At 42.1% G+C, this 25,308-nt stretch carries 23 protein-coding genes; 2 read left to right on the top strand and 21 right to left on the bottom strand.

Features of this window, described 5'->3' with window-relative positions; translation table 11 throughout:
- The first annotated feature begins 1 nt into the window (after position 1).
- Positions 2 to 109, top strand: a complete 108-nt coding sequence (locus KQH97_RS08830) for an IS3 family transposase (protein ID WP_216552594.1) — start codon at positions 2 to 4, stop codon at positions 107 to 109.
- A 133-nt stretch (positions 110 to 242) separates the two neighbouring features.
- Here KQH97_RS08830 and KQH97_RS02740 read toward each other — a convergent pair whose 3' ends face one another.
- The 19 genes from KQH97_RS02740 to KQH97_RS02650 all read right to left on the bottom strand — a co-directional run bounded on the left by KQH97_RS02740 (position 243) and on the right by KQH97_RS02650 (position 17,871).
- The gene (locus KQH97_RS02740) at positions 243 to 434 is read right to left on the bottom strand and encodes a hypothetical protein (RefSeq protein WP_216552592.1); all 192 of its coding nucleotides are present in this window, start codon (positions 432 to 434) and stop codon (positions 243 to 245) included.
- 96 nt (positions 435 to 530) lie between these two features.
- A complete protein-coding gene (locus KQH97_RS02735) occupies positions 531 to 1,601 on the bottom strand; it encodes a response regulator (RefSeq protein WP_216552590.1) in 1,071 nt (356 codons plus the stop codon).
- A gap of 26 nt (positions 1,602 to 1,627) precedes the next feature.
- Entirely contained in the window at positions 1,628 to 2,320 is a 693-nt protein-coding gene (gene urtE, locus KQH97_RS02730; protein ID WP_216552588.1) for an urea ABC transporter ATP-binding subunit UrtE, read from the bottom strand.
- 1 nt (position 2,321) lies between these two features.
- Complete coding sequence (gene urtD / locus KQH97_RS02725; protein WP_216552586.1) at positions 2,322 to 3,101, bottom strand: urea ABC transporter ATP-binding protein UrtD; 780 nt, start codon at positions 3,099 to 3,101, stop codon at positions 2,322 to 2,324.
- Between the two features lies 1 nt (position 3,102).
- On the bottom strand, positions 3,103 to 4,212 hold the full coding sequence (gene urtC, locus KQH97_RS02720) for an urea ABC transporter permease subunit UrtC (RefSeq protein ID WP_216552584.1): 1,110 nt from the start codon (positions 4,210 to 4,212) through the stop codon (positions 3,103 to 3,105).
- A gap of 17 nt (positions 4,213 to 4,229) precedes the next feature.
- The gene (gene urtB / locus KQH97_RS02715) at positions 4,230 to 5,135 is read right to left on the bottom strand and encodes an urea ABC transporter permease subunit UrtB (protein WP_117927753.1); all 906 of its coding nucleotides are present in this window, start codon (positions 5,133 to 5,135) and stop codon (positions 4,230 to 4,232) included.
- A 98-nt stretch (positions 5,136 to 5,233) separates the two neighbouring features.
- Positions 5,234 to 6,475, bottom strand: coding sequence for an urea ABC transporter substrate-binding protein (urtA, locus tag KQH97_RS02710; RefSeq protein WP_216552582.1), 1,242 nt, complete (start codon positions 6,473 to 6,475; stop codon positions 5,234 to 5,236).
- A gap of 127 nt (positions 6,476 to 6,602) precedes the next feature.
- Positions 6,603 to 7,295, bottom strand: a complete 693-nt coding sequence (locus tag KQH97_RS02705) for an AAA family ATPase (RefSeq protein ID WP_117927751.1) — start codon at positions 7,293 to 7,295, stop codon at positions 6,603 to 6,605.
- A 90-nt stretch (positions 7,296 to 7,385) separates the two neighbouring features.
- On the bottom strand, positions 7,386 to 8,144 hold the full coding sequence (locus tag KQH97_RS02700; protein WP_216552580.1) for a response regulator: 759 nt from the start codon (positions 8,142 to 8,144) through the stop codon (positions 7,386 to 7,388).
- A 5-nt stretch (positions 8,145 to 8,149) separates the two neighbouring features.
- Complete coding sequence (locus KQH97_RS08825; RefSeq protein WP_216552578.1) at positions 8,150 to 10,861, bottom strand: response regulator; 2,712 nt, start codon at positions 10,859 to 10,861, stop codon at positions 8,150 to 8,152.
- Positions 10,862 to 11,660: 799 nt separating this feature from the next.
- Positions 11,661 to 12,158: a hypothetical protein gene (locus tag KQH97_RS02690; RefSeq protein ID WP_118125300.1), complete on the bottom strand. Its 498-nt coding sequence runs from the start codon at positions 12,156 to 12,158 to the stop codon at positions 11,661 to 11,663.
- A 20-nt stretch (positions 12,159 to 12,178) separates the two neighbouring features.
- Positions 12,179 to 12,868 carry a metallophosphoesterase gene (locus KQH97_RS02685; RefSeq protein ID WP_216552576.1) on the bottom strand — a complete coding sequence of 230 codons (690 nt, stop codon included), beginning with the start codon at positions 12,866 to 12,868 and terminating at the stop codon, positions 12,179 to 12,181.
- A gap of 32 nt (positions 12,869 to 12,900) precedes the next feature.
- Positions 12,901 to 13,521, bottom strand: coding sequence for a hypothetical protein (locus KQH97_RS02680; protein ID WP_118125296.1), 621 nt, complete (start codon positions 13,519 to 13,521; stop codon positions 12,901 to 12,903).
- Between the two features lie 25 nt (positions 13,522 to 13,546).
- On the bottom strand, positions 13,547 to 14,530 hold the full coding sequence (locus KQH97_RS02675; RefSeq protein ID WP_216552574.1) for a DUF6557 family protein: 984 nt from the start codon (positions 14,528 to 14,530) through the stop codon (positions 13,547 to 13,549).
- 13 nt (positions 14,531 to 14,543) lie between these two features.
- Entirely contained in the window at positions 14,544 to 14,798 is a 255-nt protein-coding gene (locus KQH97_RS02670; RefSeq protein WP_117876760.1) for a hypothetical protein, read from the bottom strand.
- Positions 14,799 to 14,830: 32 nt separating this feature from the next.
- Positions 14,831 to 15,184 carry a hypothetical protein gene (locus tag KQH97_RS02665; RefSeq protein WP_216552572.1) on the bottom strand — a complete coding sequence of 118 codons (354 nt, stop codon included), beginning with the start codon at positions 15,182 to 15,184 and terminating at the stop codon, positions 14,831 to 14,833.
- A gap of 182 nt (positions 15,185 to 15,366) precedes the next feature.
- The gene (locus KQH97_RS02660) at positions 15,367 to 16,236 is read right to left on the bottom strand and encodes a helix-turn-helix domain-containing protein (RefSeq protein WP_216552571.1); all 870 of its coding nucleotides are present in this window, start codon (positions 16,234 to 16,236) and stop codon (positions 15,367 to 15,369) included.
- 281 nt (positions 16,237 to 16,517) lie between these two features.
- Entirely contained in the window at positions 16,518 to 17,051 is a 534-nt protein-coding gene (locus KQH97_RS02655; protein WP_216552569.1) for a hypothetical protein, read from the bottom strand.
- Between the two features lie 31 nt (positions 17,052 to 17,082).
- A complete protein-coding gene (locus KQH97_RS02650; RefSeq protein WP_216552567.1) occupies positions 17,083 to 17,871 on the bottom strand; it encodes a hypothetical protein in 789 nt (262 codons plus the stop codon).
- 419 nt (positions 17,872 to 18,290) lie between these two features.
- Between KQH97_RS02650 and KQH97_RS02645 the strand changes: the two genes are divergently transcribed.
- Positions 18,291 to 21,059, top strand: a complete 2,769-nt coding sequence (locus KQH97_RS02645) for a clostripain-related cysteine peptidase (RefSeq protein ID WP_216552565.1) — start codon at positions 18,291 to 18,293, stop codon at positions 21,057 to 21,059.
- 66 nt (positions 21,060 to 21,125) lie between these two features.
- On the opposite strand, the gene KQH97_RS02640 is transcribed toward KQH97_RS02645, so the two are convergent.
- Together KQH97_RS02640 and KQH97_RS02635 are read right to left on the bottom strand one after the other, a co-directional pair.
- Positions 21,126 to 22,469 (bottom strand): hypothetical protein, encoded by a 1,344-nt coding sequence (locus KQH97_RS02640; protein WP_216552563.1) that lies wholly within the window; start codon positions 22,467 to 22,469, stop codon positions 21,126 to 21,128.
- Positions 22,470 to 22,661: 192 nt separating this feature from the next.
- Positions 22,662 to 24,839, bottom strand: coding sequence for a transglutaminase domain-containing protein (locus tag KQH97_RS02635; RefSeq protein WP_216552561.1), 2,178 nt, complete (start codon positions 24,837 to 24,839; stop codon positions 22,662 to 22,664).
- Positions 24,840 to 25,308: the final 469 nt, after the last annotated feature.

Here is a 25,308-nt window from a genome sequence, read left to right as displayed (position 1 = left end):
ACTGATTTCAGCGATAGAGGAATACATAACCTATTACAACACAAGGCGTTACCAGATCAAACTGAGCAGCATGACACCTATGGAATACCATGAAGCGTATGCTGCTTAGCTGGTCGGTGCTTGCCATTTGCTAACAACAAAGCAGCCTGCACAAATTGCACAGACTGCTTTTAGTCACAACATAGAATATTTTTGTTTTTTGCGCTGTCTACTTGACAGGGGGCGGGTCACTGAGAGTACCGCTATATATTATTCTTCCTCGCGGATAGTCTTAACGCCGAAAACAAAATATACCACATGGCACACCCAAACCACTGCCACTGTTCTGCCTGCGCTCTGTCACGGAGCACTTTGAGTATCACCGCTTCGTTAAGGCTGTCAAGATCGCTTGTCGGCTCGTCAAGTATAGCGAACATCTTGTCCCTTGCCGCCATGCCGTTCATTGCAACGTGAAAAAAAGTTGCCCGATCTTCTCATTGGTATGAAAAAAATCAGCCGAGAGCATCCAACACACAGTACAGCCTTTATAGCTATTTAGGGAAATATAGAGTAAATTCTGCACCCTTGTCAACCTCGCCATATGCTTCTATCCTGCCGCCATGACGCTTTATTATGCGGTCTGCCGTGGCAAGCCCAATGCCGCTGCCCTCGTATTCTTCGTCAAGATGAAGCCGCTGAAAAACACCGAAAAGCTTGTCAGCATATGCCATGTCAAAACCTGCACCATTATCTCTGAAGGATATTACCACATAGCTCTCGTCAGGTATTGCAGACACTGTTATAACAGCGTTCTGCCTGTGGCGGGTGAATTTGAAAGCGTTCGTCATAAGGTTTTTCACAAGCATTCTCACCAGCACATCATCACCGCTTATTTGCGGCAAACTGCCCTCGATAAGAGTTATGTTTCGCTCAGGCTCAGCGGACTTGCACTCGTCGAAGATATCCCTTACTAATTCATTCATATCAAGCGTTTCATATTCAGGCTCGATACTGCACATTTTTGAGAAACTCAGAAGCCGTTCTATCATTGTGATAAGCTTTGCAGTCTTACCCTCTATCATTGAAGCTATCTTCAATGCGTCCTCTGTGTTGCCTGCGCTTATGTCCTTTTTCAGCGTATCAGCCAACATCTGCGTAACATTCAGCGGCGAACGCAGGTCGTGAGATATTGCCGAGCAGAACAGACTAAGCTCATTGTTTGCCGCCTCAAGCTTTCTGCGCTTGCTGTATATTTCAAGGTGAGTTTTCACTCGTGCCAAAAGCTCCTCCTTTGTAAACGGCTTCACAACATAGTCACAGCACCCAAGCTCAAAGCCCTTTTTTATCATAGCAGGGTCGGATTCAGAAGTCATGAAGATAACAGGTATCTCCTTTGTTTCCTCATCAGATTTGAAATGCCTGCAAAGCTCCAGACCGTCCATGCCCTCCATTTTGATATCCAAAAGAACAAGGTGTGGCTTGCTATTTTCCATCATTTTTAGAGCCGCCTTTGCACTTGTCGCCCCAAGCACCCTGAAGCCCTCATTTCGCAGGATAGTGCCTGCAAAGGCGATATGCTCAGGCATATCGTCAACAATAAGTATCTCCGCTTTTTCAAACATTTCATCACCGCCTTGCCTAAAAAATGCTATTCCGTCATGAGTCTTTGTACCTCGTCCTTGTCTGCAAGCTTTGTTTCGTTTGCATAGATTATCTCGCCCTTTTCCATTACATAAAGCTTGTTGGTGTTTTCAAGAACAAAGTCCAAATACTGCTCCACAAGAAGCACTGTTATGCCTTTCCACTCGTTTATTTTCTGTATCGCCGCTCCGATATCCTGAATTATTGACGGCTGTATGCCCTCTGTAGGCTCGTCAAGAATAAGTATCTTCGGTTCTGCTGCGAGGGCTCTTGCAATTGCTAACTGCTGTTGCTGACCGCCTGAAAGGTCGCCGCCCTTACGCTTTGCAAACTTCGGCAGTATTGGAAAAAGGTCATAGATATAGTCAGGCACTTTGCCCTTTCCGCCCTTTGGCTGCAATCCAAGCTCGATATTTTCCTCAACTGTCATTTGCGGAAAAATATCACGTCCCTGTGGAACATAGCCTATGCCAAGCTTAACACGCTCATAGACAGGCTTTTTGATGATGTTCTCCCCGTCAAATATTATCTCGCCTTTTGGGGTCTTTACAATGCCCATTATGCTTTTGAGAGTGGTGCTTTTGCCAACGCCGTTTCTGCCGATAAGCCCCACTATCTTTCCCTTTTCCACCTCAAAGCTGAGGTTTTCTATAACACGGCTCTCACCATAATATGAGTCAACGTTTTTCAAGCTTAGCATTTTACTCGCCCCCTCTTCCAAGATAAACAGCCTGAACGGTCTTGTCTGCAAGCACGTCGCTGATGTTGCCCTCCATGAGCATTTTGCCCTCGTGAAGCACTGTTACGATATCAGCCGCCTGCTTTACAAAGTCCATATCATGTTCGATAACGATAATAGTGCAATCCTTTTTTATCTCCTTTAGGATCTCGCCCGTTCGGAAAGTTTCGGGCTTGCCCATGCCTGCGGCAGGCTCGTCAAGCATTATTATCTCAGGCTTCTGCACAAGCTGCATCGCTATCTCAAGCCACTGCTTCTGACCATGAGCAAGACTGCCTGCACGTTCTGACGCTTTATCCTCAAGTCCCACACGTTCAAGTGTTGAGCGGATATTTTCCATATCCTCCTTTGAGGGCTTTTTGAAAATGGAATCAAGTATGCCCTTGTGACCCTTCAGGGAGAGTATCATGTTCTCCTCCACTGTGAGATTTACGAACACTGACGGCACCTGGAACTTTCTTCCCACGCCCTCCTGCACTATCTTATACTCTTTCATGCCTGTGAGCCTTACGGCTTCTCTGCCCTTGGGGTGGAAAATAACAGTGCCGGAGGTGGGCTTGGTCTTTGCGCAGATTATGTCAAGAAGCGTGGTCTTTCCTGCGCCGTTGGGTCCGATAAAAAAGTGTATGCTGTTGCGCATGACCTTTGTTCTCACCTCTGTGAGGGCGTAAAAGCCGTCAAAGGAAACGGAAATATTGTTTATTTCAAGAACAACGTCATTTGTCTTTGTAGCTGTAGCCATTTTACGCCGCCTCCTTTGCCTTGTCTTTGCCCTTTGTTTTAAGCTTGCGGAAAAGCGCAGGGAGCTGTTCGCTGACGATTCCAACGATACCGCTCTTGAAGAATATGATAGTCACGCAGAACACTGCGCCAATTATATACTGCCATATCTCAACCATGCTTCCTGAGCTGAGGTTATACTCGCAAAGATTGATAAGAAATGCACCGATAACAGCGCCTATTATCGTTCCTCTTCCGCCGACAGCTACCCATATTACCATTGTGATAGAATAAGAAATAGTCATCTGTGACGGAGTTATGCTTCCGTTGAAGTTTACAAAAACTGCGCCTGCGATACCTGCCAGCGCCGCAGAAAGCACATAGATAAAGTTCTTGTATGCGCTTACCTTATAGCCTGAGAAGTATGTTCTGTTCTCGCCGTCCCTGATAGCGATAAGAAGCTTGCCAAACTTACGGCTAACAAGAAATCTCGACAGTGCAAAGATAAGCGTCATAAGGATAAGTGCAAGATAATAGAGCTTGAACATCTCGTTTCTGTGAAGATTGCCCTTAATGCTTCCGAAAATGGTCTTTATCTCTGTGATACCGACGTTTCCGTTTGTATAGGTCGAAAGTGCGATAAAGATAGAATAAGCCGCCCATGTGAGTGCCTGTGAGATGATAGAGAAATAAACTCCCTTTACTCTGTTTTTGAAGATAAAATATCCTATAACGAACGCCACCGCTGAGGGTACTATTATAATAAGGATAAGAGTCAGGGCAAATGAGTTGAAAGGCTTCCAGATAAGAGGAAGTTCATCAAGTCCGCCTATGTGCATAAAGTCCGTTATCTTTCCGCCTGTTTCCTGAAGCTTAAGGTACATTGCCATGCAGTATCCGCCAAGTGCGAAATAAAGTCCGTGACCAAGGCTCAGGATACCTGTATAGCCCCATATAAGGTCGATACCCATTGCGGCAATGGCGAACGCCATACACTTGCCGAGAAATATAACTGTAGATGAACCGGAGAGCATTCCGGCATTAAGAAGCAGCGGCATGATGCCAAGTATTATTGCTATTATAAGGAAGCTTATAGCAGCTCCCCTCTTTTTGAAAAATCTGCTTAGTTTCATTGACCGAAACACCTCCCTTACTCGTCAAGATTTCTGCTCTTGATAACGAAAAGTCCCTGCGGACGCTTCTGCAAAAAGATAATAACGATAAGCAGAACAATAGCTTTTGCGATAGTTGATGAAGTATAATTCTCTGTGAAAATGCTTGCAGAGCCTATTATTACAGAGCCGATAGCAGTGCCGAGAAGTTTGCCGACGCCACCGAGAACAACTGCCATAAAGCTGTTTACTATGTAGCTCTGACCTACAGTTGAGTCGATAGAACCAAGAAGCGCCACTGAACAGCCTGCGATACCGGCAAGACCTGAGCCGATAGCAAAGGTAATGTTATCCACCTTGCGTGAGTTTATGCCCATACATTTTGCCATTGTTCTGTTTTGCATAACGGCTCTCATCTGCTTGCCGAAGTTTGACTTATACATGATAAACCACACCAGAAGCAGACAAAGTGCCACAAGAAGAATGATGAAAAGTCTGTTGTATGAGAATGTACAGCCGCCTATCTTTATTCCACCGTTTAAGAATGACGGTGCTGTTACGTTTACACCCTGTGTGCCGAAAATGCTTCTTGCCGCCTGCTGTAAAATAAGGCTTATGCCCCATGTTGCAAGCAAGCTGTCTATCTCTCGCCCGTATAATCGGGAGATGATAAACTTTTCAAGCAAGCTTCCAAGAATGAACGTCACGCCGAATGCGGCAGGTATCGCAACAAAATAATAAACGTCACGAATGCTTTCGGGACAGTATTTTACGAATATCTGCTGAACGACATATGTTGTATATGCGCCTATCATCACAAACTCTCCATGAGCCATGTTTATTACTCTCATAAGTCCAAAGGTTATTGCAAGGCCGAGAGAAGTAAGAAGTATGATAGAGCTAAGGCTTACGCCGTTGAACATAGTGTTTATAAAACGATCCATAGATTTTTGCCACGTCCTTTCGTGTCCTTAATAATGCACAGCCAAATTACTGACTGTGCATTAAAGGATACTTACAGAGGATTTATTATGAAATATGCTTATTCAAGAGGCTGGATTCCTGCCTTAACTGCCCAATCATAAGTTGAGAGATATGGGTCCGGAGCAACAGGATCAGTTGCGTAGATCTCGTTGATAAGTCCGTCGTCGCCCACCTGACCGATCCTTACAGGCTTTACAAGGTGGTGGTTGTCGCCCTGGATAGTTACAGTGCCTTCCGGTGCGTCAAAGGATATCTCGCCTGACTCGACTGCCTTGATAACGTCCTCAGGCTCAAAGCTGTCTGCCTTTTCGCAGGCTGCTTTCCAAAGATAAACTGCGTCATATGCAGCTTCCGCAGGGTCAGATGTCACTCTGTTCTCACCGTATGCGTCTTTATATGCATTAACAAATTCCTTGTTCTTTTCTGTGTCTGTTGTCTGATAATAGTTCCATGATACCATGTGACCCTTTAGGATATCAGCACCGATAGTAGCGACCTCTTCCTCTGCGATAGAGAATGACATTGTCATGTAGTCACTGCTTGTATAGTTCTTTTCAGACATCTGCTTGAAGAATGAAACGTTGCCTGTTCCGTTAAGAGTGTTGATGATAACATCAGGCTTTGCAGCTTCGATCTTTGAGATGATAGCGGCAAAATCCGTCTGATCCATATCTGCATACTCTTCGCCAACGGCTTCCGCACCCTTTGCTTCAAGCTGTGCATTGATTATCATGTTCGCTGTTCTTGGGAAAACGTAGTCAGAGCCAAGGAGGAAGAACTTCTTATAGCCCTGATCAAGCAGATAATCGATAGCAGGAACGATCTGCTGGTTTGGTGCTGCACCTGTGTATACGATATTTGATGAGCTTTCCATGCCCTCATACTGAACAGGATACCAAAGAAGTGAGCCGTATTCCTCAACGATAGGCTTAACAGCCTTTCTTGATGATGAAGTCCAGCAACCGAAGATAGTTGAAACGCCCTCGCTGTCAATAAGCTTTTCAGCCTTTGTTGCGAATGTTGACGGCTCGGAAGCTCCGTCCTCTTCAACGTATTCTATCTGCTTGCCATTTACACCGCCTGCGGCATTTATCTCCTTGATAGCAAGCACCTCAGCGTCACGAACTGACTTTTCACTGATAGCCATTGAGCCTGTGAGGGAGTGAAGAAGTCCCACCTTAACTGTGTCGCCGTCTCCGCTGCTTGAGCCTCCTCTTGAACCGCAGGCTGTGAGCATTGTTGCCGCCAGAGCCGCTGCTGAAAGCACCGCTAAAAATCTCTTCATTCTTGTCTTTTTCATAGTGTTTTCCTCCAATTCATTTTACTTTTCCATACTAAATGCAATAAAAAAATTGGCTCTCTGCTCTAAAGGGTATTTTCCCTTTGCAGATAAACCAACTTCATTGTTGTGATATTCAGTTTTTTACCTAAAACAGACCAAGCTGTTTAAGTGCCTTATCATTTTCCGCTGTACCTTTTTTATCGAGAATATCCTCTCCAAGCTTTATCTTCAGATACTGAATGATAAGCTCAGTGCATTTATCCATTCCCATACGGTCAGAATTAAGGGTCATATCGTAAAGCACCGGATTTGTCCACGTTTCACCGCCCGTGTAATACTTATAGTAATCGGCACGATAGCGGTCGGTCTGATAGATCATTCTGTGAGCTTCTTCTTCGGTAACGCCAAGACGTTCTATAACATTTTTCACGCAGAAAGCTCTTGGAGCTTCTATATACACGCTTACGGTGTTTTCATAGTCACGCAGCAGGTGATTTGCACATTTTCCAATGATAATGCAGGATTGCTGTTTGGCAAGCTCCTTGATTATCTTCGCCTGAATATTGTAAAGATTAACGTCGGAAATGAAGCTCTTGTCCGTCGGCTCAACGATATCGTCCTTGTTCGCAGACTTCATAAGTCTTTTGATAAGGTGGTAGCCCCTCAGCTTTTCGTCCACCTGAAAAAACAGATCCTTGTTTATTCCGCTGTAGTTTGAAGCCATGCTGAGTATCTGGCTTTCATAGCAAGGTATCCCAAGCTGTTTTGAAAGAGCAAGTCCGATCTGCTTTCCTCCGCTTCCGAAACCTCTTGCTATGGTAATAACGAAATTGTCCATTTCTATCACCTCCTGTGCTTATAGTATAGCACAAGGGTCAAAAGATAAAAACACTAAAAATCAGAGAAAATCCTATATTTTTCAGACAAGTCACAATGATTGTTTATACTGTGCAGGGGAAACGCCCGTTATCTCTTTAAACACCTTTGTGAAATAGTCTGCACTTGAATAGCCAAGCTCCTCGCTTATCTCATAGGCCTTCATTCCGCTTTGCCGAAAAAGCTTTTTGGCGTATTCTATTTTCACAAGGGTGCTGAATTTGCTGAAGCTTTCCCCTATCTGCCGCCTGAAAAGCTTGCCGAAATAGTCACGGCTGAAGCCAAAATGCTCCGCCGCCTGCTCAACTGAGATATCCCGACAGCTTGTATTTGAAAAATATGTGCAGATATCCTGAGTAAAGCTGTCTCCGCTACTTTTGCCCACGGCTTCAAGTGCCGAAAGCACATAGTCTGAGCAGGTGTTTTCAACCTTCTTCTCTTCAAGCTTTTCGGTTACACGTCTTAGCATATCTCCAAGCTTTTGCTCATTGACTGGCTTTAAAAGATAGTCAAACGCCCCAAGCACAAGCCCTTTTCGTGCATATTCAAACTCGTCATATGAGCTTATGAAAGCCACTGCCACATCTATGCCAAGCTCGTTTATCTTTCCAAGAAGCTCTATGCCGTCAATAAACGGCATTCTTATATCCGTCAGCACAAGGTCAAAATCTTCGGATCTAAGCACAGCAAGAGCGTCCTTGCCGTTTGACACCTCTTTTGCTATAACAAAGCCACATTCTTTCCACACTGACATTCGTGAGTAGATAAAACGCATATCTGCGTCGTCCTCCGCCAAAAGTATCTTATACACACTTGTCACCTCCATAGATCCTCAGACTGTGTGATGCTTAGAAGATCATATCTGTTTATGTATTCTTCAAGCCGCCTGAAATTCGTCTTTTTCATAAACTTCTTGAACTCTGCCCTGTGCTGTTGAAAATATTCTGCCACAGAGATATCAAAGGCTTTGCAACGGTCTAAAAGCCCTTTTACAAGCTGTGAGTTTTTCTGATCATCTACATTCTGCGGACTGCTGTCATCATCAAGCTGCAAAAATTTCTCAAGCCTGCTCACAGCCTTATGCCACTGTTCCTCAAAATCTTTTGTATCAGCATTTTGCAGTGCATCAGTTTTAAGAGTATCGTTTAGCGCCTTTGCGCTTTCATGAAGCCGTCTGCAGCAGAGATTGCCCGAAAGCCCCATAATGTCATGGAGAATTATCCGTGCGTTCATATAGCTTCCCGCTTCGATATGCTGGCAGATATATTTCTGGTCGTTTCCGTGGTCGGAAATAAAACGCTTTATTATATCAAAAAGTATGCTTTTGCTGCCGCCCAAAGCGTCAAGGCAGGCAACGCAATCGAACACCTCGTCACCCTGCTCTGTAGCTTTTTCGGGCATTTCACGCCTTATGTGCAAATGCTTGTATATCATTTTTCTCAGATCATCAGGTCGGAAAGGCTTTGAGATATAGCCGTCCATGCCTGCTTCATAGGCTTTTTGCTCTATGCCCGAAACAACGTCGGCGGTGAGAGCGATTATTGGCGTAAGTCCGAAATCAGGAAGTTCTCTTATGTGTCTTGCAGTTTCATAGCCGTCCATATCAGGCATATGCAGGTCAAGAATTATCATATCAGGGCTGTGGCTATGGCAATATTCTATAGCCTTTGAGCCGCTGTCAGCGGTATCCACCTGCAAGCCGTATGTACCTAATATCTCGCTTTCGATATCCAGATTCACACTGTTATCGTCCACCAACAAAATGACCGCTTTTTCAACAGGCACGCCCTGAGAAGTATCATTTTCGCTCTGCACCTGTGACGACTCTGCAACATCAAAGGCCATAAGGAAGCTAAAGCACGAGCCTTTTCCAAGCTGAGATGTAACCTCTATGCTGTATTTACCGCCGCTTGCCGCCTTGACGATAGATTGTGAGATAGGAAGCCCCAGACCTGTTCCGCCGTGACGTCTTGTCACTCCTGCGTCGCTTTGGATAAAAGGCTCAAAAATGCTCTCAAGCCTGTCCTGCGGTATGCCCTCTCCTGAGTCAGAAACGCTGAACATGATAACAACGCTTCTGCCCTTTGTTTCCTGACATTTACAGCTAAAGACCACCTCGCCCCTATCCGTGAACTTCACCGCATTTCCAATTAGATTTACAAGCACCTGCCTTAATCGCAAAGGGTCGCCGCAGACGAAATTAGGCAAATTCCCCGATATATCAAGACGCAATGGGATATCCTTTGCTATGGCTGTGCTTTCCATTATGGAATAAGTGTCGCTTATAAGCTTCACAAGGTCAAAATCTGTATATTCGAGCTGCAAGCTTCCCGACTCTATTTTGGAAAAGTCAAGAACGTTATTGATAAGTCCAAGAAGATTTTCCGAAGCTGTGTTTATATTGGTACAATATCTCTTCTGAGTATCATCAAGGCTTGTATTTGAAAGCATATAAAGATAGCCTGTGATAGCGTTAAGCGGTGTGCGAAGCTCATGGCTCATTTGGGCAAGAAAATCACTTTTGGCGCTGTTCGCCCTGTCTGCTTCCTCTTTAGCCTGCCGCATCTGCACCTCGGCTGTTTCACGCTTTTTAAGCTCGTTTTGCAGTATTTGCGAAAGGCGGTTGAAAAGCTCGCCAAAACGAAAAAGCTCATACGCTCCCTTTGGTGTCACACGGACGTTTGAAAGGTCAAATTCGGCAGAATTTTCATTACGCTTTGAAAGGCTCTCAGAGTAGTCGTTTATAGGTCTGACATAAAGGCTTTCAAAAACTATCAGCACTATGCCCACAATAACAAGCACGCTCACCGAACACACAAGCTGTATCACCAGTGCAGTTTCACGTCCTGCGGCAGCGCTTTCCACCTCTGCGTCAAGACGTTTATTAAGAGCCTGACGAAAGCGTTCTATAGGCGACATTATCATGGTTTTAGAATCGTTATAAAAGCTGTCATAAAGTATCTCACGGGAACGCTTTTTCATTTCATCAGGGCTAAGTCCGCTGTATTCCTCAGGCAGGGGCGTATCCTCCACAATGGAAACATACTCAGCCAATCTGCCGCCCTTGCTGTCGCCAAACTGTTTCGCTGTTATGCCTTTTGCAGTGAGCATAAGCTTCATTGACACTGTTTCGGTCTTTATGAGAGTATCAGAAAACTTTTTGGCTTCCGCAAGAAGCGCAGTTTCGTTCTCTGGAGGGTCAAGGGCGGAAAGGCTGTTTATAACACGGTCACGAGTCTTTTCCTCATAGACCTCATACCAATAGTTGTAAAGGTGTTCGATATCCCCTGTTACGGAGAATTTTCTAGCTTCATCGGTAAGATAATCGGAAGCGTCCGCAAGCTCCTGTCCAAGATCAGAAAGCTCTCCCCTGTTTGATTGTGCGGTATTTTCTCTGTTGATACACTGAGTCATATATCTGCTGCTCATTAAAGTAAGAGCCGTAATAAGAAGAAACACCACAACTGCACAAATGGTGATATTGCGGCTTTTGAGCGCACTTCTGTCCTTCTTTTCATTGACTTTCACAGAAAACACCCCCACAAAAAAATAAAAAACGCCCCGTGAAAATTACACGGAGCGTCATTGCTCTTAAATTATTACCTAAAAATTATATCATATTTTTGCAGTTTTGTCAACTGTTGTGGAATTTTGGCTATTTCAACTTTGCTTGTGATAAATTAAAATCTTTGCTTAAGAAAAGACTTAACGAGAAAAGAACAAAAATATGGGAAGGTATAGACATCTCTATCATACCCTATATTCCCATTGTTTAATTTTATACCAAAACTTACATCTTCATATTTATCATAGTTAATAAGCGTCTTTAATGATTTTCTCTTTTTGTTTTCAGATCTCACTTCAATGGGGACAAGATTGTTAGCAGTGCACAGGAAAAAGTCTTGTTCCAATTAGCAATTATCTTTTCCGTCATTTCATCAAGTGAACTGAACGGTCTGTGATCAAAACCTATTATGTTCTTGTGTCCGATATGCAGGTCTGACGTATAAAATTTTTTTGGTGCTAAAATATTCGATGATTCTGACAAAACATCCACCTGCTTTGGGTCATTATACTGCTCCATTTTCTTCGTGTTCAGCGGAATAAGTATTTATACACTTTCTGAACGTCCCCCAGGTCAATTTCCAAATCACTGGTATATGTACGACATCATCCTTAAATGTAACACTGCCGGGCAAGACCACATAGTCCACCGCCGGGTATCTGTCGTCCGATAATGCGGCCGACACTGTGCATTTCCTAACAGGTTCACTTTCACACGTTATCTCTACTATACAATTAATGTCAAAACAATCTAAAAATTCTTCTAATCGCATTGCATTTTTCCTTCTTTCTTTTCTGCCGTAAGGGTTTTTATTGCGTCTATTATTTCTCCAGTCCTCGTGTACCAATTTACAAGCTCATTCTTTTCTATAAGATCTCGTATGATCGGCTTGACCACAGGATAATAATCGTTTCGTATGCATATGTGATTGCCAAAGCCCTCATATAAGTGCGTATAATTTTCCGGTGGCTTTGTGTGCTTGAAGTTCCTTTCGTCCTTACTGAGGTAGAACACGAACTCAGTTCTGCATGATTCATCTGATTCAGGACCATTCCAATAGCAATCATCTAACGCAGGAAAATACTCCTTGACCTTTGAATATGGCATTTCTTCAGAAAAGAAAAGCGAGAACTCCTCACCTTCGGCTGTGATAAATTCCATAAGATTGCCGACCCCCATAGCACCAGGCTCGGCAAGAGTAAAGAACGCTATGTCTTTAAACATTTCCTTTGTATATTCTTGATTTTTTACGTTTGCCAATTTCATATCCACCTTTCATATCACTCTTCATAACCATATGGTTCTAATGGTATTTGCCAGTTTTCCGTTACTTGATAATATTCATCTTTGTCAGTATCGACCAGCAGTATGGGGAGTATGCCGTTTGTCAGCACATCGCCGTCAATATAAATGTGGCTATCTCCATCGTAATATATATCGTGAAAATCGCTGTCGTCTGCGATCTCAGAGGTGTATATATGCCCTGCCACGACTTTCTTATCAAGCCCAGCTATCTTGCCAAGCTGATGTGGATATTTCTGCAAAAATTCATATTCGCTTGTTTCCCACTTCCACTCATCGGCTGCTTCTTCGTTGATACCTGCGTGGACAAATATCGTATTGCCCTCAACATAATACTTCGGCAAATTTTCCATCCAGCGGATATATTTAGTATCGCAATGGTCTTGATCACTTAAATAGCCTACATACACATTGTCGATACTAGAAAAGCCCTCCAGCACAAAATCTTCGTGATTTCCCATTAGTGCGATAACTTTATCTGTTCCGTATTTCGCCTGTAGATTCATTATCTTATCAAGCACCTGTCGACTTTCATCACCGCCGTGGATATAGTCACCAAGCAAGACAAGCTTTGTATCCGGCTCTTCAAGATGTTCCAAAATGATATCCAGCGCATAAAGAAAAGGTATAAAACAGCCGTGTATATCGCTTATTGCATATATTTTCAATAAATATGACCTCCTATATTATAATTTCCTCATCAAAGCCCTAGATCGCTGATATCAAGCAGCGTTCTTTTCTGGCGGTGATCGTTTTTTATGGTCTCAAAACAGTATACCAAAAGCTCTTTACTATCTTCATCTGCAAGATATTCTTTGTACTTTTCTCTGATGTCGGCAAGAGAGAATTTTATACATATAGGCTTCTCGTTCTCGTTACATTTTTCAACCAGCAGATAGCCTTTTATCTTGCAGGCGTCGGAAAAGCGTTGTGCGTCAAATATGCGCATTTTATCACGGACTTCGCAGGCAAGCAAGTTGAGCAGATATTCGTCAGAAACAGTTTTCGCTGCCGCATAGTCACATCTGCCAAGCGTTCCTGTGCCGTTTCTAAAAAGCCCCAAAGCCTTATGAACGTTCGGTTCGATCTTTTTGCGGATATCCTCAGCTGTTAAATTTGATGAGTCACGCTCGCTTAAATGCTCTCTGTAAAGCTTGTGGAAAAGCTCAGCATTGGGGTCTTTCATAAATCTTTGCACGGCGTTATCGACTTCTTCCCTGCCCTCTTCATCATAGAACATATAGCGCATATCTAGTTTATCTGCCACATCTTCTGCTAAGATCAGCATTTTCTCAATATCTGTTTCAGTAATAAATTTCACTTGCCATTGCACCTCATTGTATTGCCTAAAGACTGCAAAAACTGATATCTTGCGCATAATTCGGCACTGTGGTATAGGCTATTATGTCTTTGCCAAACCTTTCCTTGTTCCAATAAACGCCGAGCCATTCTTTGCTTCCATTGTTTTCTCTGAATATCAGATAATGTTCATCTGCTTCGTGAATGCGCACTCCTGCATATACCATCATTTCGCTTCTCACGGCTCTTGCAAATATTTTCAAAAGATACTCATCGCAAACGCTTTGTGCGGCAGCATATACAGCAGGAACACCATGGTGAAAGATCAGTCTGCCATCTCTAAATAGTCTGACAGCGATATCGTTTATCTGCTCAGTCGCTTCGAGTATCTCTGCGCAGGAATATTCTTCAACCTCGGTGATCATAACGTCTCTTCGACAAAGAGATACAAGCAGCGGAACATTATGAAGATATCTGGAAGTGTGATATATCATCAGATCTCTGACGATCGTCTGGGCTAGGTCATACATCTTGTCGATATCTTTTTCCGTGATATAGTTTATCTCTTTACAAACGTTTTCAAGGTAAGCACGTGAATAGAAAATATCCTCATCATTGAAAGCTTTGATAGTGTTCCGTATCTGCTCCTCCGAAAAACCAAAGTACGTTATCTCATACAACACCAGCGCCGCAAATTTGACATTGCCATACGTTGAAAGGCTTGCTTTATCGACTGTATACCCTAAAACATCAGCCCAAGGAACCGCCTCTATGCTGTAAGTTTCGTTATTTGATCTATCGAGCAGATAAACATTATAAAAATTTTCGCCCTCTTCCTGTGCTTCTTTAAGCTCCTCAATATATAAAACTTCATTGTCCGATTTGTTGGGAGTTATCTGAGGCAAAGCCTTTATAGTCTCTCTTATCCTCTGATTGGCAGAGCATTTTTCAGAGCTTTTGATCATCGCTAAAAATTCGCTGACAACCTTAAATTCATCGCAGCTTTGGAGCACTTGATAAAAGTACATCATATCTCCCCCATTATCAGTCTGAATCATTCATGTCAATAACATAATCATTTATCGAAAGCCACGCCACTATATTTTCTTTCCCCATATAGAAACACCCCTGTTTGAAATACCCTGGCTCATCATCTGGGTTGTAGGCATGCGAATGCCAAGTTGCTACGTCTAACCCGCCATCCTTATATAGCACGACACAGCCTGTCATATCCTCTGGTTTTTTCTCCTTTAAATTTATAAACTCCGACAATGGAATATTCAATTTCTTCTTTGACATAAAAATAACCTCTCCTCTTATAATCGCATATCCTACAACTCATTCATATAATTTTCTGTGTATTTACCCCAACAGCTTAGCATTTCATCATCTGAAAACTTCCCGTCATATAGATAGTCCTTCAGCTTCCTTTCCGCCTTTACAATCTCATCCAGGTTCGTTATATTCTTTGGGTCGCTCTTTATTACTTCAAATATTCTTTTCAAAGCGTGTGTGTAGCCCTTTTGACCATAGGCTTTCCTACCTTCTGCCCTTATCTTTGGTTGTAAATTATGTGTAACTATATGTGAGACAGTTTCATCTATCCAGGACATCTGGTGATTAAAAGACATTCCCAAAAAGCTAACCTGAACACGACCGCTTTCCATGTTGCCCACTCCTTTCATACTCATCTTCTCTATATTTATAGTATAACACGCTTTCGCCGTTACGTCTAGTACGTTATTTGTCACATATCAAACTATTTATAGTCCAACAAACGGCACTTATAGTACCATAATAATGACCACGGTATAATCAAAACGAGCGTACACCAAATCGGTATACGCTCGTTTTTTATGAATAGTTATTACTCCGATATATACTTTTCAGCACTCTTCTTGAATCTGTCGTGAATCTCAATATTGCTCTCCGCAACGATCTCATCAATGATCTGTGAGAAAGTATTACTGATGTTGATCTTTAGAAGTTCCTGCGTTTTTGTTGATAGAAAATAGTCGAATGTTATTTCCGCCACACAATTCATTAAATGATCGTATTTGCTCTCAGTCTTCATACCGTTCCAATTATTAGCAGACCGATACACATATCCCCTGCCTTCTTCCAAAAAATTCTTTTCAAGAAATTCATCAGCATCAAAGCTTTTTTCATCATAAGGAATATTCTTCTTGATAAAATCAAGAAAACCGCTTTGATTTATACTTATTGTCAGTTCCTGGAAGTAATAACTATCAAACATTTTGCTAAGCTTCTTGCTGAACGTTACCGTAAACGAGGTCAATATCACGTCTTTCAAAACGGAAGATAGCGCCAGATTATTGATCTTATTTACGATCTGCTCAAACAGCTCTTTACCTATTATCTTGCTTACGATGCTGCTATACTGAGGGTTGTTTTTAAGAGTTACAACATTCTCGATGCTAAGGTTTAGAACAGACGCTATGGCTTTATTTTCCACATTAGGCTCTTCTCTCTTTTCGTCAAGAAGATACCTAACATCTACATCATAAAGATCTGCGAGCTTTAACAGAGATTCGACGCTGGGTAGATTTTTTCGATTTGGATTTTCCCACGCAGCTACAGTTGAACGTTTTCCTCCTTCACCAATTAATAGTTCCGCTGCCTCTTCCTGAGAATAGCCTCTCTTTTTGGTCTTTGTGTTATATGCCTCTTTTCTTGCAGATAAAAGCCTTGCCTTAAAATCATCTACATTGAACATCTAATACGCTCCTTTCTTATCATCGATCCATACACTAATTGTAGCGCAATTACTTCAGCTTGTCAATGAATTTCACACAATTAAGGTACTATTAATACCTTTTAGCGAATTAACGGTTGATATATAATATATTGTAGCTAAGTTTACTTTATCTTTATTATTTCTCGCACACATATCTCATCTAAGCCGGAGGAAAAGAGTTCAAAATTTATAGGGCTTAAACGCAAAAACACCTATGACAGACAAGCCTTCTGCCATAGGTGTTTGCGTTTTTCACAACATTACTTCACTGCCTCTGCGATAGTTACTGCCACATTTCCTACTTTTGTGAGATCCGTGACGTCCGATGAAAGCCCACCGCTGAGGGTGAGAGCTGTGCTTATTGTGAGATTCTCGTCATCGACAGCCTTGTTTTCAGCTGTTGGTATTGTGACTGCATCATATGTAAATTCGCCCTTAACAAAGCTGTATTTATCAAGTGGCTCATATGTAAAATCAACGTCGATATCCGTATTTGAATGGTTTGTAACGCTTATATCATTACCTTTTGCAGACCATTTGCCCTTTGTGTCGATATCATATTCATGAGTTTTTGCATTCCAAGTCTTTGTTCTGCTCACGTTGTATGTAAACTCCATTTCACCCCATACAACGTCAGCCTGGATAGTTTTTGAGGCTTTGATATCCTCAACATACTTTGCCTTTACACTGATATTCTTTTTGATGTTTCCGTCATCAGCCTCCGCTGCAAACGCCGCCGTACCGAGTGTTGCCGCAAGTGCTAATGCCATTACGATCGAGATCGTCTTTTTCATAAGAAATTGCTCCTTTTCAATTTATCATTATTTATGTATTTGGTGCGTCGCCGATCCCGTCCCACCTGCCGTCAAGTCCAATATATCGTCCGTCAATAGTGATGTCCTTTGCTATTGAGCCGTCTCCGTCAAAATAGTACCAATCGTCATCCACTTTGACCCAATCTGTATACAATTTGCCGTCATAATAAGAATAACGCCCATCATTTCCACCGTCATTGTACCGACCTGTGACAAGCTTGCCGTCTTCATCGGCATAATACCATTCACTTCCGCCGTCCTTAAACCAACCTGTGACCAATTTGCCGTTCTTATCATAATAGTACCAATCGCCGGTTTCCTCATCCTTATACCAGCCTGTTATCGTACTGTCGCCTGCATCTCCCGAATCATCAGTAGTGACATTCACTGTAACCGTGCCGACCGTCATGCTTTCAAAATGCGCTGTCGGTTTACCCGACAAAGTAAGTTTGCTGTTTCGGCTTTCTGAAATAGGCACTATTAGCTTACTGCTTGAAAAATAGCCTTTTATCTCGTCCATGCCCTCTGCTTGTTTGTATGAAAAATCCGCCATAACACCCACATTCCCTGTGTTTGTCAAAGTAAAATTTCCGCCGCTGTCAGACCAACCGCCGCCTATATATGAATGTGTCTCAGGATCCCACTGCCGATCTGTATAGGTGAACTCCAATGAGTCCCAAGTGATGTCGATGCTCACCTGCACTTTTGAGTCAGAATTATCCGCAGATGCAGAAACAGGCACTAACAACGCCATGGCAATTCCCATAGCTGCAAAAAAAGCTTTTACCTTTTTATCCATATTTCACCTCTCTTCATCTGACATTATGACAGCCGCCATAGTGTCCACCATTGCTCACTCAACTGTTTCAGTATCATAGCTCATCGTCTGCACAAGCACTTTCGCTGAGTTTTCTATCATTGCCATACTGTTTTCTATTATTCTCATTTTCATTGTTTAACAAGCATCTCTAATTAACAGCATGAATATTTATAATAATTATCTATGATTCTTAACAAAAAGTCAATAATATTTGCACAAACGGCAAAAAAGTTGCACAAGCGGTAGGTGATTTGGTGTACGGAAAGCAAAGCATGTCAGCTATTTTGTTAAAATAAAAAAATATTGCAAAAAGCCCAAATACTAAGCAGCCAGCTTAGGACAAATGAAAACTAAAGTGCTATAATAAGTGTATACCATATTCTAAGGGAGGAGTATAAATGAAGTTTAAAGCACTGATAACGCTGCTTACAGCAGTGGCAGTATGTTTATCGTTTTCAGGCTGTAAAAAGACAGACAAGAGTATCCAAACAGTTGCAGGGCAAAGCTATGACTTTTCCGCAAGCACGCTTGCAATAAACCGCCCCACTAGAGAGAGTAACTCACCAATGGGCGAAGAAGGCACATGGACTGTATTTGTGTATATGTGCGGCTCTGATTTGGAATCTACTAGTGGTGCAGCGTCAAAGGATATTGCAGAAATGCTCAGCGCCTCGTCAAGTGACAAAGTGAAATTCGTAATCGAAACAGGCGGTGCTTCACAATGGGTAAGCGACATTTCAAGTGACTATATACAGCGCTATGAAATAAGCGGCGGCAAGCTAAATCTTGTAGGCCAACTGCCGAAGGCTAACATGGGCGAAAGCAGTACGCTTTCTGATTTTCTCGATTGGGGCATATCAAATTACCCAGCAGGCAACATTGGTCTTATTCTATGGGACCACGGCAGTGGAAGTGTAAATGGAGTTTGCAATGATGAAAATTACGATTTTGACTCTCTCTACATAAAAGAGCTTGACAATGCACTATATGGCGTTTATGACAAAATGACAGAGCCGTTTGAATTTATCGGCTTTGACGCATGCCTTATGGCAACCAGCGAAACAGCTGCGATTTTGTCAACTCATGCAAAATACATGGTCGCTTCACAGGAAACTGAGCCTGGAACAGGCTGGGACTACAAGGCAATAGGCGACTATCTCGCAAGCAATCCAAAAGCCAACGGCGCAGAGCTTGGAAAAGAGATATGCGACAGTTTTTATAATTCTTGCAGTCTATCTTCCGCACCTAGTGCCACCCTTTCAGTTATTGACCTTTCAAAAATGGACACATTTCTTAAAGGCTTTGATATTTTTTCAAAAGACATTGAGCAGGTAACAAGCGACCAAGCTGCTTACTATAATTTTTATCTAAACTCTTGGTTTGACGATAGGTTTGGTACATACGAAGCCAAAAGAGGAATTTATACCAATTTTATCGACGTTGGAGGACTTGTAAAAGCAAATAAAGACCTATCCTCTGTATCAAATGACGTTTTAAGCGCCTTATCTGATTGTGTGGTCTACAAAAAGAACGGCTTTCAACACTCAGACGCAAGCGGACTTTCTATCTATTTCCCTGTTGGAATTAATATTTATAATTACAATCAGGAGTTTCGCATTTTTAGTGATGTTTGCATAAGTGATAACTATTTCACTTTGGTTCACAACGTAGTCTATACTATGCTTCACGCCAAACTTTCAACTACATCAGTATCTAACCGAAAAACGAATACTTGGAGCAAACCGGAAAATCTGACAAACTATACTCCGTCAGACATAGATCTTAACTTCCCTAGCGATTACAGCATAAGCGGACACAGCAGTGCTGTCACATTTTCCTCAGAGCCTGCGCTTGATTCGTCGGGCAACTACACTTTCACTTTAAGCCCTGACGCACTCGGCAATGTTATGTATGTTGAAGCTTCCGTTTACTATTGGCTTGACGATCACAAGAACATTTTTGAGCTTGGCGACACAGGCAACGTTGACGCTGACCTTAAAACAGGCGTTGTAAAAAACAGCTTTGATGGCAAGTGGTTTTCGCTTCCTGACGGACAGGTGCTTAGCGTATATCTTCTTAGCAAGGGTGACGATGTTGATTTTTACTACTCACCTATCATGCTAAATGACAAGCTCACAAATCTGAGATTTATGCATGACCGAAAAACAGGCGAGGTGACAATACTTGACACCTGCGAGGACTCCTCAGAGAACGGAGTATCCGCAAGAAGCGTTTCGCTTGCAAATGGCGATGTGATAAAACCTGTGCATTATGTAAAGAATATATACACTAACGAAAAGAACATGAATGTGGGCAAAAAATACACCTTTGACGGCAGTAAATCGCTGACGTTTGCAATGCTCCCAAAGGGCAAATACTGGTACACATTCAGGATAAACGATATTTACGGTGACTATTACGAAACTGACCCCTCAAGCTTTGATGTAAAAGAGGACAGCGACGGCATACACTTCAATGACGAACACCACACCTACGCCCCTGCCACCTGCACTAAGCCTGAAACTTGCGTGTTCTGCGGAAAAACAAAGGGCAAAGCCGCAGGTCACAAGTGGAAAAAGGCGACCTGCACAAAACCAAAGACCTGTAAGGTCTGTGGGAAAAAAGAGGGCAAGTCGGCAGGACACAAGTGGAAAGATGCAACCTTCTCCACCCCTAAGACTTGTGAAGTCTGCGGAAAAGAAGACGGCGACCCACTGAGTGCACCTATCGGTGACGGCTATATTGACTATGTTGTTCTTGACGTGGATGATGACGGTGAGGACGAGTTGGTTGAGGTATACGGCAGTTCAGAATCATTTAGCTCATACAGGATATATAACAGCGACAGTGATTATTACGATATGAATGTCGAGTCATGGGCAATTGCGCCAAGCGACTACATCATATATAACAATAACACAGGAAGCACGTCAGCTTGCTGGTATGGTGCTGGAATGCACGGCTGGAGTTTGTATGACAGCTATGGAAATTATATATGCGGAATAGATCAAAGGAGAGATGATACCGCAGAATATTCATGGGGAGAAAACGTATACTATATCGGTACAAAAGAGGTATCAGAGAAGAAATTTAAAAGCTACATTGATAACCTATCTATAATATATTCTTATCGTGACCCTAATGGTGCATCTTTTTATATGCCGTAACAAAACAAACCTCCCACAGAAACAATTCCGTGGGAGGCTTGTTTATTATATCAAATACTTATTATCTCACTCTTCGTCCTCTCCCACCGCCGAAAGCTTTTTATATCGGCGGTGTTCGATTATCTGCTGTTTGTGCTGTTCAAAATACTCGTCATATCTGTTTCTGCCAAACTTTGTTATCAACTTATGATTATAATTCATAAGTTTGGCTGTAAATTCATCACTATCAGCGTAATACAAATTAAGAAAATCATTATGATCATATCTTTGACCCTTTCGGTCAAAATCAAGCAAGTCAAGAAGCATTGCGGCATTAAAATCTATTTTCAGATCTTTATGGCTAAGGTTTTCTGCCTTTTCATCACCCACCATATAAACATGGTACAATTCCGGTTCAGCAATAAATCTGTATTCATAGCCACCCTCTTTATTCTTTAATGAAGCGGTGATAATTGCTTTTTTACTCTTGATATCATTATTGAAAAGACCCTTTATACGGCTGAGCAAACGATATGTTTCATAAAACTTCTTCTCTTTTATATCTCCACGAAGAATATTTTCCTCAGAATCCTCCTTGCTGAAAGACTTATTTCCGGCTTCGCTTTCAAACAATGCCTTTGCCGCAACAGCGTTCCAATAATTTTTCACATATACGCCCTGACCATTGTCCTGATCCTGCTCTACTCTGAAATATCCGCCCTCAGGATAAATAGAAAAGGTCGTTTTGTCAAGCTTTTGCGAAAGGCTGTGCCTTTTTGCAGTGGCGGCAGCACCACGGACGCTGACGATAATAACATTTCCAACTATTCTTATAATGCCTATGGCAAGATTGGCGGCTATCACAAAAGGCAGGATAAAGCCCCATGTAATAGCAAAGGTCGCACGCAGAGCAATAAGGATTATCCACAATGGTCCCCATATAGTCATACCTAGATCGACCTCATATTCCTCACGGGTCATCTCATCTTCAAGGAGAACAACTTTTGAAAAGTTATTATACACAGAGCCAAATACATTGAAGCCCTTTCGCCCTATCCTGAACGGAAAGCCTGCCGCAAATATCCAGCAAAGCACGCCTGAGATAAGTGCAGTGAGCCAATAATATTCAAAATATTTTGCCTGCTTGAAGCTTATTTGCTTGTTCAGGACTTTATTCACAGGCTTTTGCAGTGGAGTTACTTTACTAAAGATATTTTTCAAAATGTTATCAATATCAGTATATGAAGCCTTTTCACCGTCTTTGACAATGCCAAAGGCGCTTCCCACAGTGACGGTCTGCTTTGAGTTTTCAGCTATGTACTTATCATATCTGTCATCGTTTCCTGCGATCTTAGGTATAGCAAAGGTCACAATGACAAGTGCGACCACAAGTATCACAAACTGCATCAGGGCTGTAACAATGTTTTTCATTTTCCATATGTTCCTTTCAAATATGATCTTCTAAATACATTATAATATATTGAAATGGATTTGGCAAGAAGTATCATAAGATTTTTTCGCCATCATAAAACAAAAAAGAGCGACTGAAAAGTTAGGTATCGCAAATTTATTAAAGCGAAAAAAATGCTCTGCGGAATCACACTCTCCGCAGAGCATTTTGTTTTAGTATAACTTTCCGTTTTTCTTGTAACCGCCGTCAGCCTCAGAATATTTAAGGCACATAAACTGCCACTTGTAATTCCATTGTGGGCTGTCATAGACCTTTTCTCCGACTTCCAGCAGATAAGTCACTCCGTCTATCTTTATCTCGCCCCAGAAGTGCTGTCCTCCACCCTTGCGGTTGCCCATAACAAGGTTTGCGTCATAGCCGAGATAAACCATCATTTCCACCAGTGCGCCATTGTAATCAGAACATTGACCTTCTTTGTAAACAAAGATATTCTTGCTATGCGAGCCTGTCGGTATCCTGCCATATTTCAAATTCTTTCTTATCCAGTCCGCAGTATATTCGATCTTCTTTGCCGCCGACCAATCTTTCTTGAAATGCTTTGAGGCAAAGTTTTTAAGTATCTTCTTCTCCTCTGCTGTAAGAGTGTGCGTCGAGGTCTTTGTTTTCTTGCCCTGAACGTTGTAGATCTTATAAGTGCTGTGACTCTTCTTTGTTGCCGCATTAAGTCTTGAAACTGTGTTTATCTTGCATTGGATACCCGTCCAGCTGCTGTAAACCACCTTTCCGTTTATGGTCTTATAAGCCCTCATTTTGAAGTGATAATTCTTTGAACCTGAAAGGTTTGATTTTGTATAAGAGGTTGTGCTGTTCTTTGTTATCTTCTTGAGCTGAACATAATCGTTATAGCAATCCTTTGGCATACTATAGTAATCGTTATGTGGGATAGTCCACTCATCGCCCTTGCACCAGTATATCTGATATCCATCAGCCTTTGTGTTCTTCTTCCAGCTTATCGTGACTTTCTTATTATAAGCCTTTACCGTCATTTTCGGTGTGGATAACTTTGTGTTGCCTTTTACTGTTATATAAGGGCCGGTCTTAGAGTTGTATTCAAGCTTTACGGCATAAGTATAACTCGTTGCCTCTGAAAGCTTCTTGTCAGTATAGCTTGTGGAACTCGTGACCGTCAGACGCTTGTAGGTCTTTTTCTTTGGATCATAGCGATAAACCCTGTATTTGCAATTGCCGATCTTGTTCCAGCTAAGCTTTACAGAAGTGGTAGAGTCAGCGGTAGCCTTAAATCCCGTTGGCTTTCCAAGGACGATCTTGAATGTTGTCGAAACAGGGTATCTGCTTTCGTAGTTTCCGCCAAGAGTAACAACTGCGGTCGCTGTGCCTACATTTGTGTTATTGTAATATGTTACAGTATAGTCAGAACTCTTGATCATATTTCCGTCCGCCTTGACAAAAAGGCTCGGTCTGACAGCTTTGCCGGTATAATCCACATCAGCTATCTTTAGTATCTCGACCTCAGAAACAGCTTTCGGGCTGATAGTGAAAGGCACTGTCACATATCCTGTATAGCCGTTCATTCCTGCTATGGTCATATAGCCTGTTCCGGCATTCACATTGTTTGTGTATGATACAGTATAATCAACGCCACATCTTAGCACCGCACCACTAACTGTAACAACAGGTGCAGGAGTCTGAGCGTAGCCCGTGTAGGTGCAGCTAGTATCCACAGAAATATTCTCGCTCGATATTTCAGCCTCTACCACGTTATACTCAAAGGAATCAGTTCCATTAAAGTTGCCGATACCTTTAATATAAGCATAATGCCAGCCAAGCTCGCCACAGTCGTCCTCATATTCGATCTCATAGTCAACGCCCTCAGCAAGCACAATATCATTGTATGTAACAATAGGTTTTGGCTGAACAGGTTTACCAGCACAGTAGCTCTGCTCATACTCGCAGTCAATATTCGCACGGTAAATATCAGTTGGCACGATATTGAAAGTCTTCGTAAAGCTTCCTGTGTAATTACCTATACCAGTGAAAGTAGCCGTTGCTGTACCTACGTTTATGTTGTTCTCATAAGTAACAACATAGTCCTCGTCCTCAGTGAGGCGGTAATAGTTGTTGCTGTCCATAAGAGAATAGCCATAAAGCGTCTTTTCCGTGCCATCATACGTCTGATCGCCTTCATACCAACTGTTATACATATCCTCAGTCAACTGAATGGCTTCATCGTTTTCCGACGTATAAAGACCGACTTCCTCTCCGCCAGCGGGAATTTGCTCCTCTGCCTCAGCTCCAAAGCATACCACTGCACTTTGCAGTGCAAGACACACTGCCACTGCCGTCGTAAGCGTCCGCTTAAATAACTTCATATTATTTTTTCCTTTCCACTATAATTTTCCTACATATTACTAATTTTATCACAAAGATGTGACAATGTCAAGATAAAATACAACAAATAGGAAGCCTCATGACATTCAGTTAGATCGTGAAGTGGAGGATGTAAAATACGGTGATACCACACAAGAATAAGGAGGTCTGATTATGATCTCTGAATTTGTACGAGAACAAAAAAAGATATATTCTGACGGCTTGATAGAATCAATATAAAGGAAATTTTATATCGGTATATATGCTCACAACGCAGCGTATATACCGATTTTTGCTTCAAAAAGTTTCTTAATTTTCTGGAATTTAAAAGCAAAGTTTTGTACATATACAACATATTATACTGCATATGTGATAAAAATTAGTCATATTGTTCAATTAATCTACGAAAAGTTGTGCTAAAATACGAAAATTATTTGCGTAAACGTTTTACTCAAATATTTAAGTTGACTT

Source organism: Ruminococcus sp. MSJ-25, from assembly GCF_018917825.1.
GTDB classification, from domain to species: domain Bacteria; phylum Bacillota; class Clostridia; order Oscillospirales; family Ruminococcaceae; genus Hominimerdicola; species Hominimerdicola aceti.
This window is presented reverse-complemented; position numbering and strand designations above follow the sequence as displayed.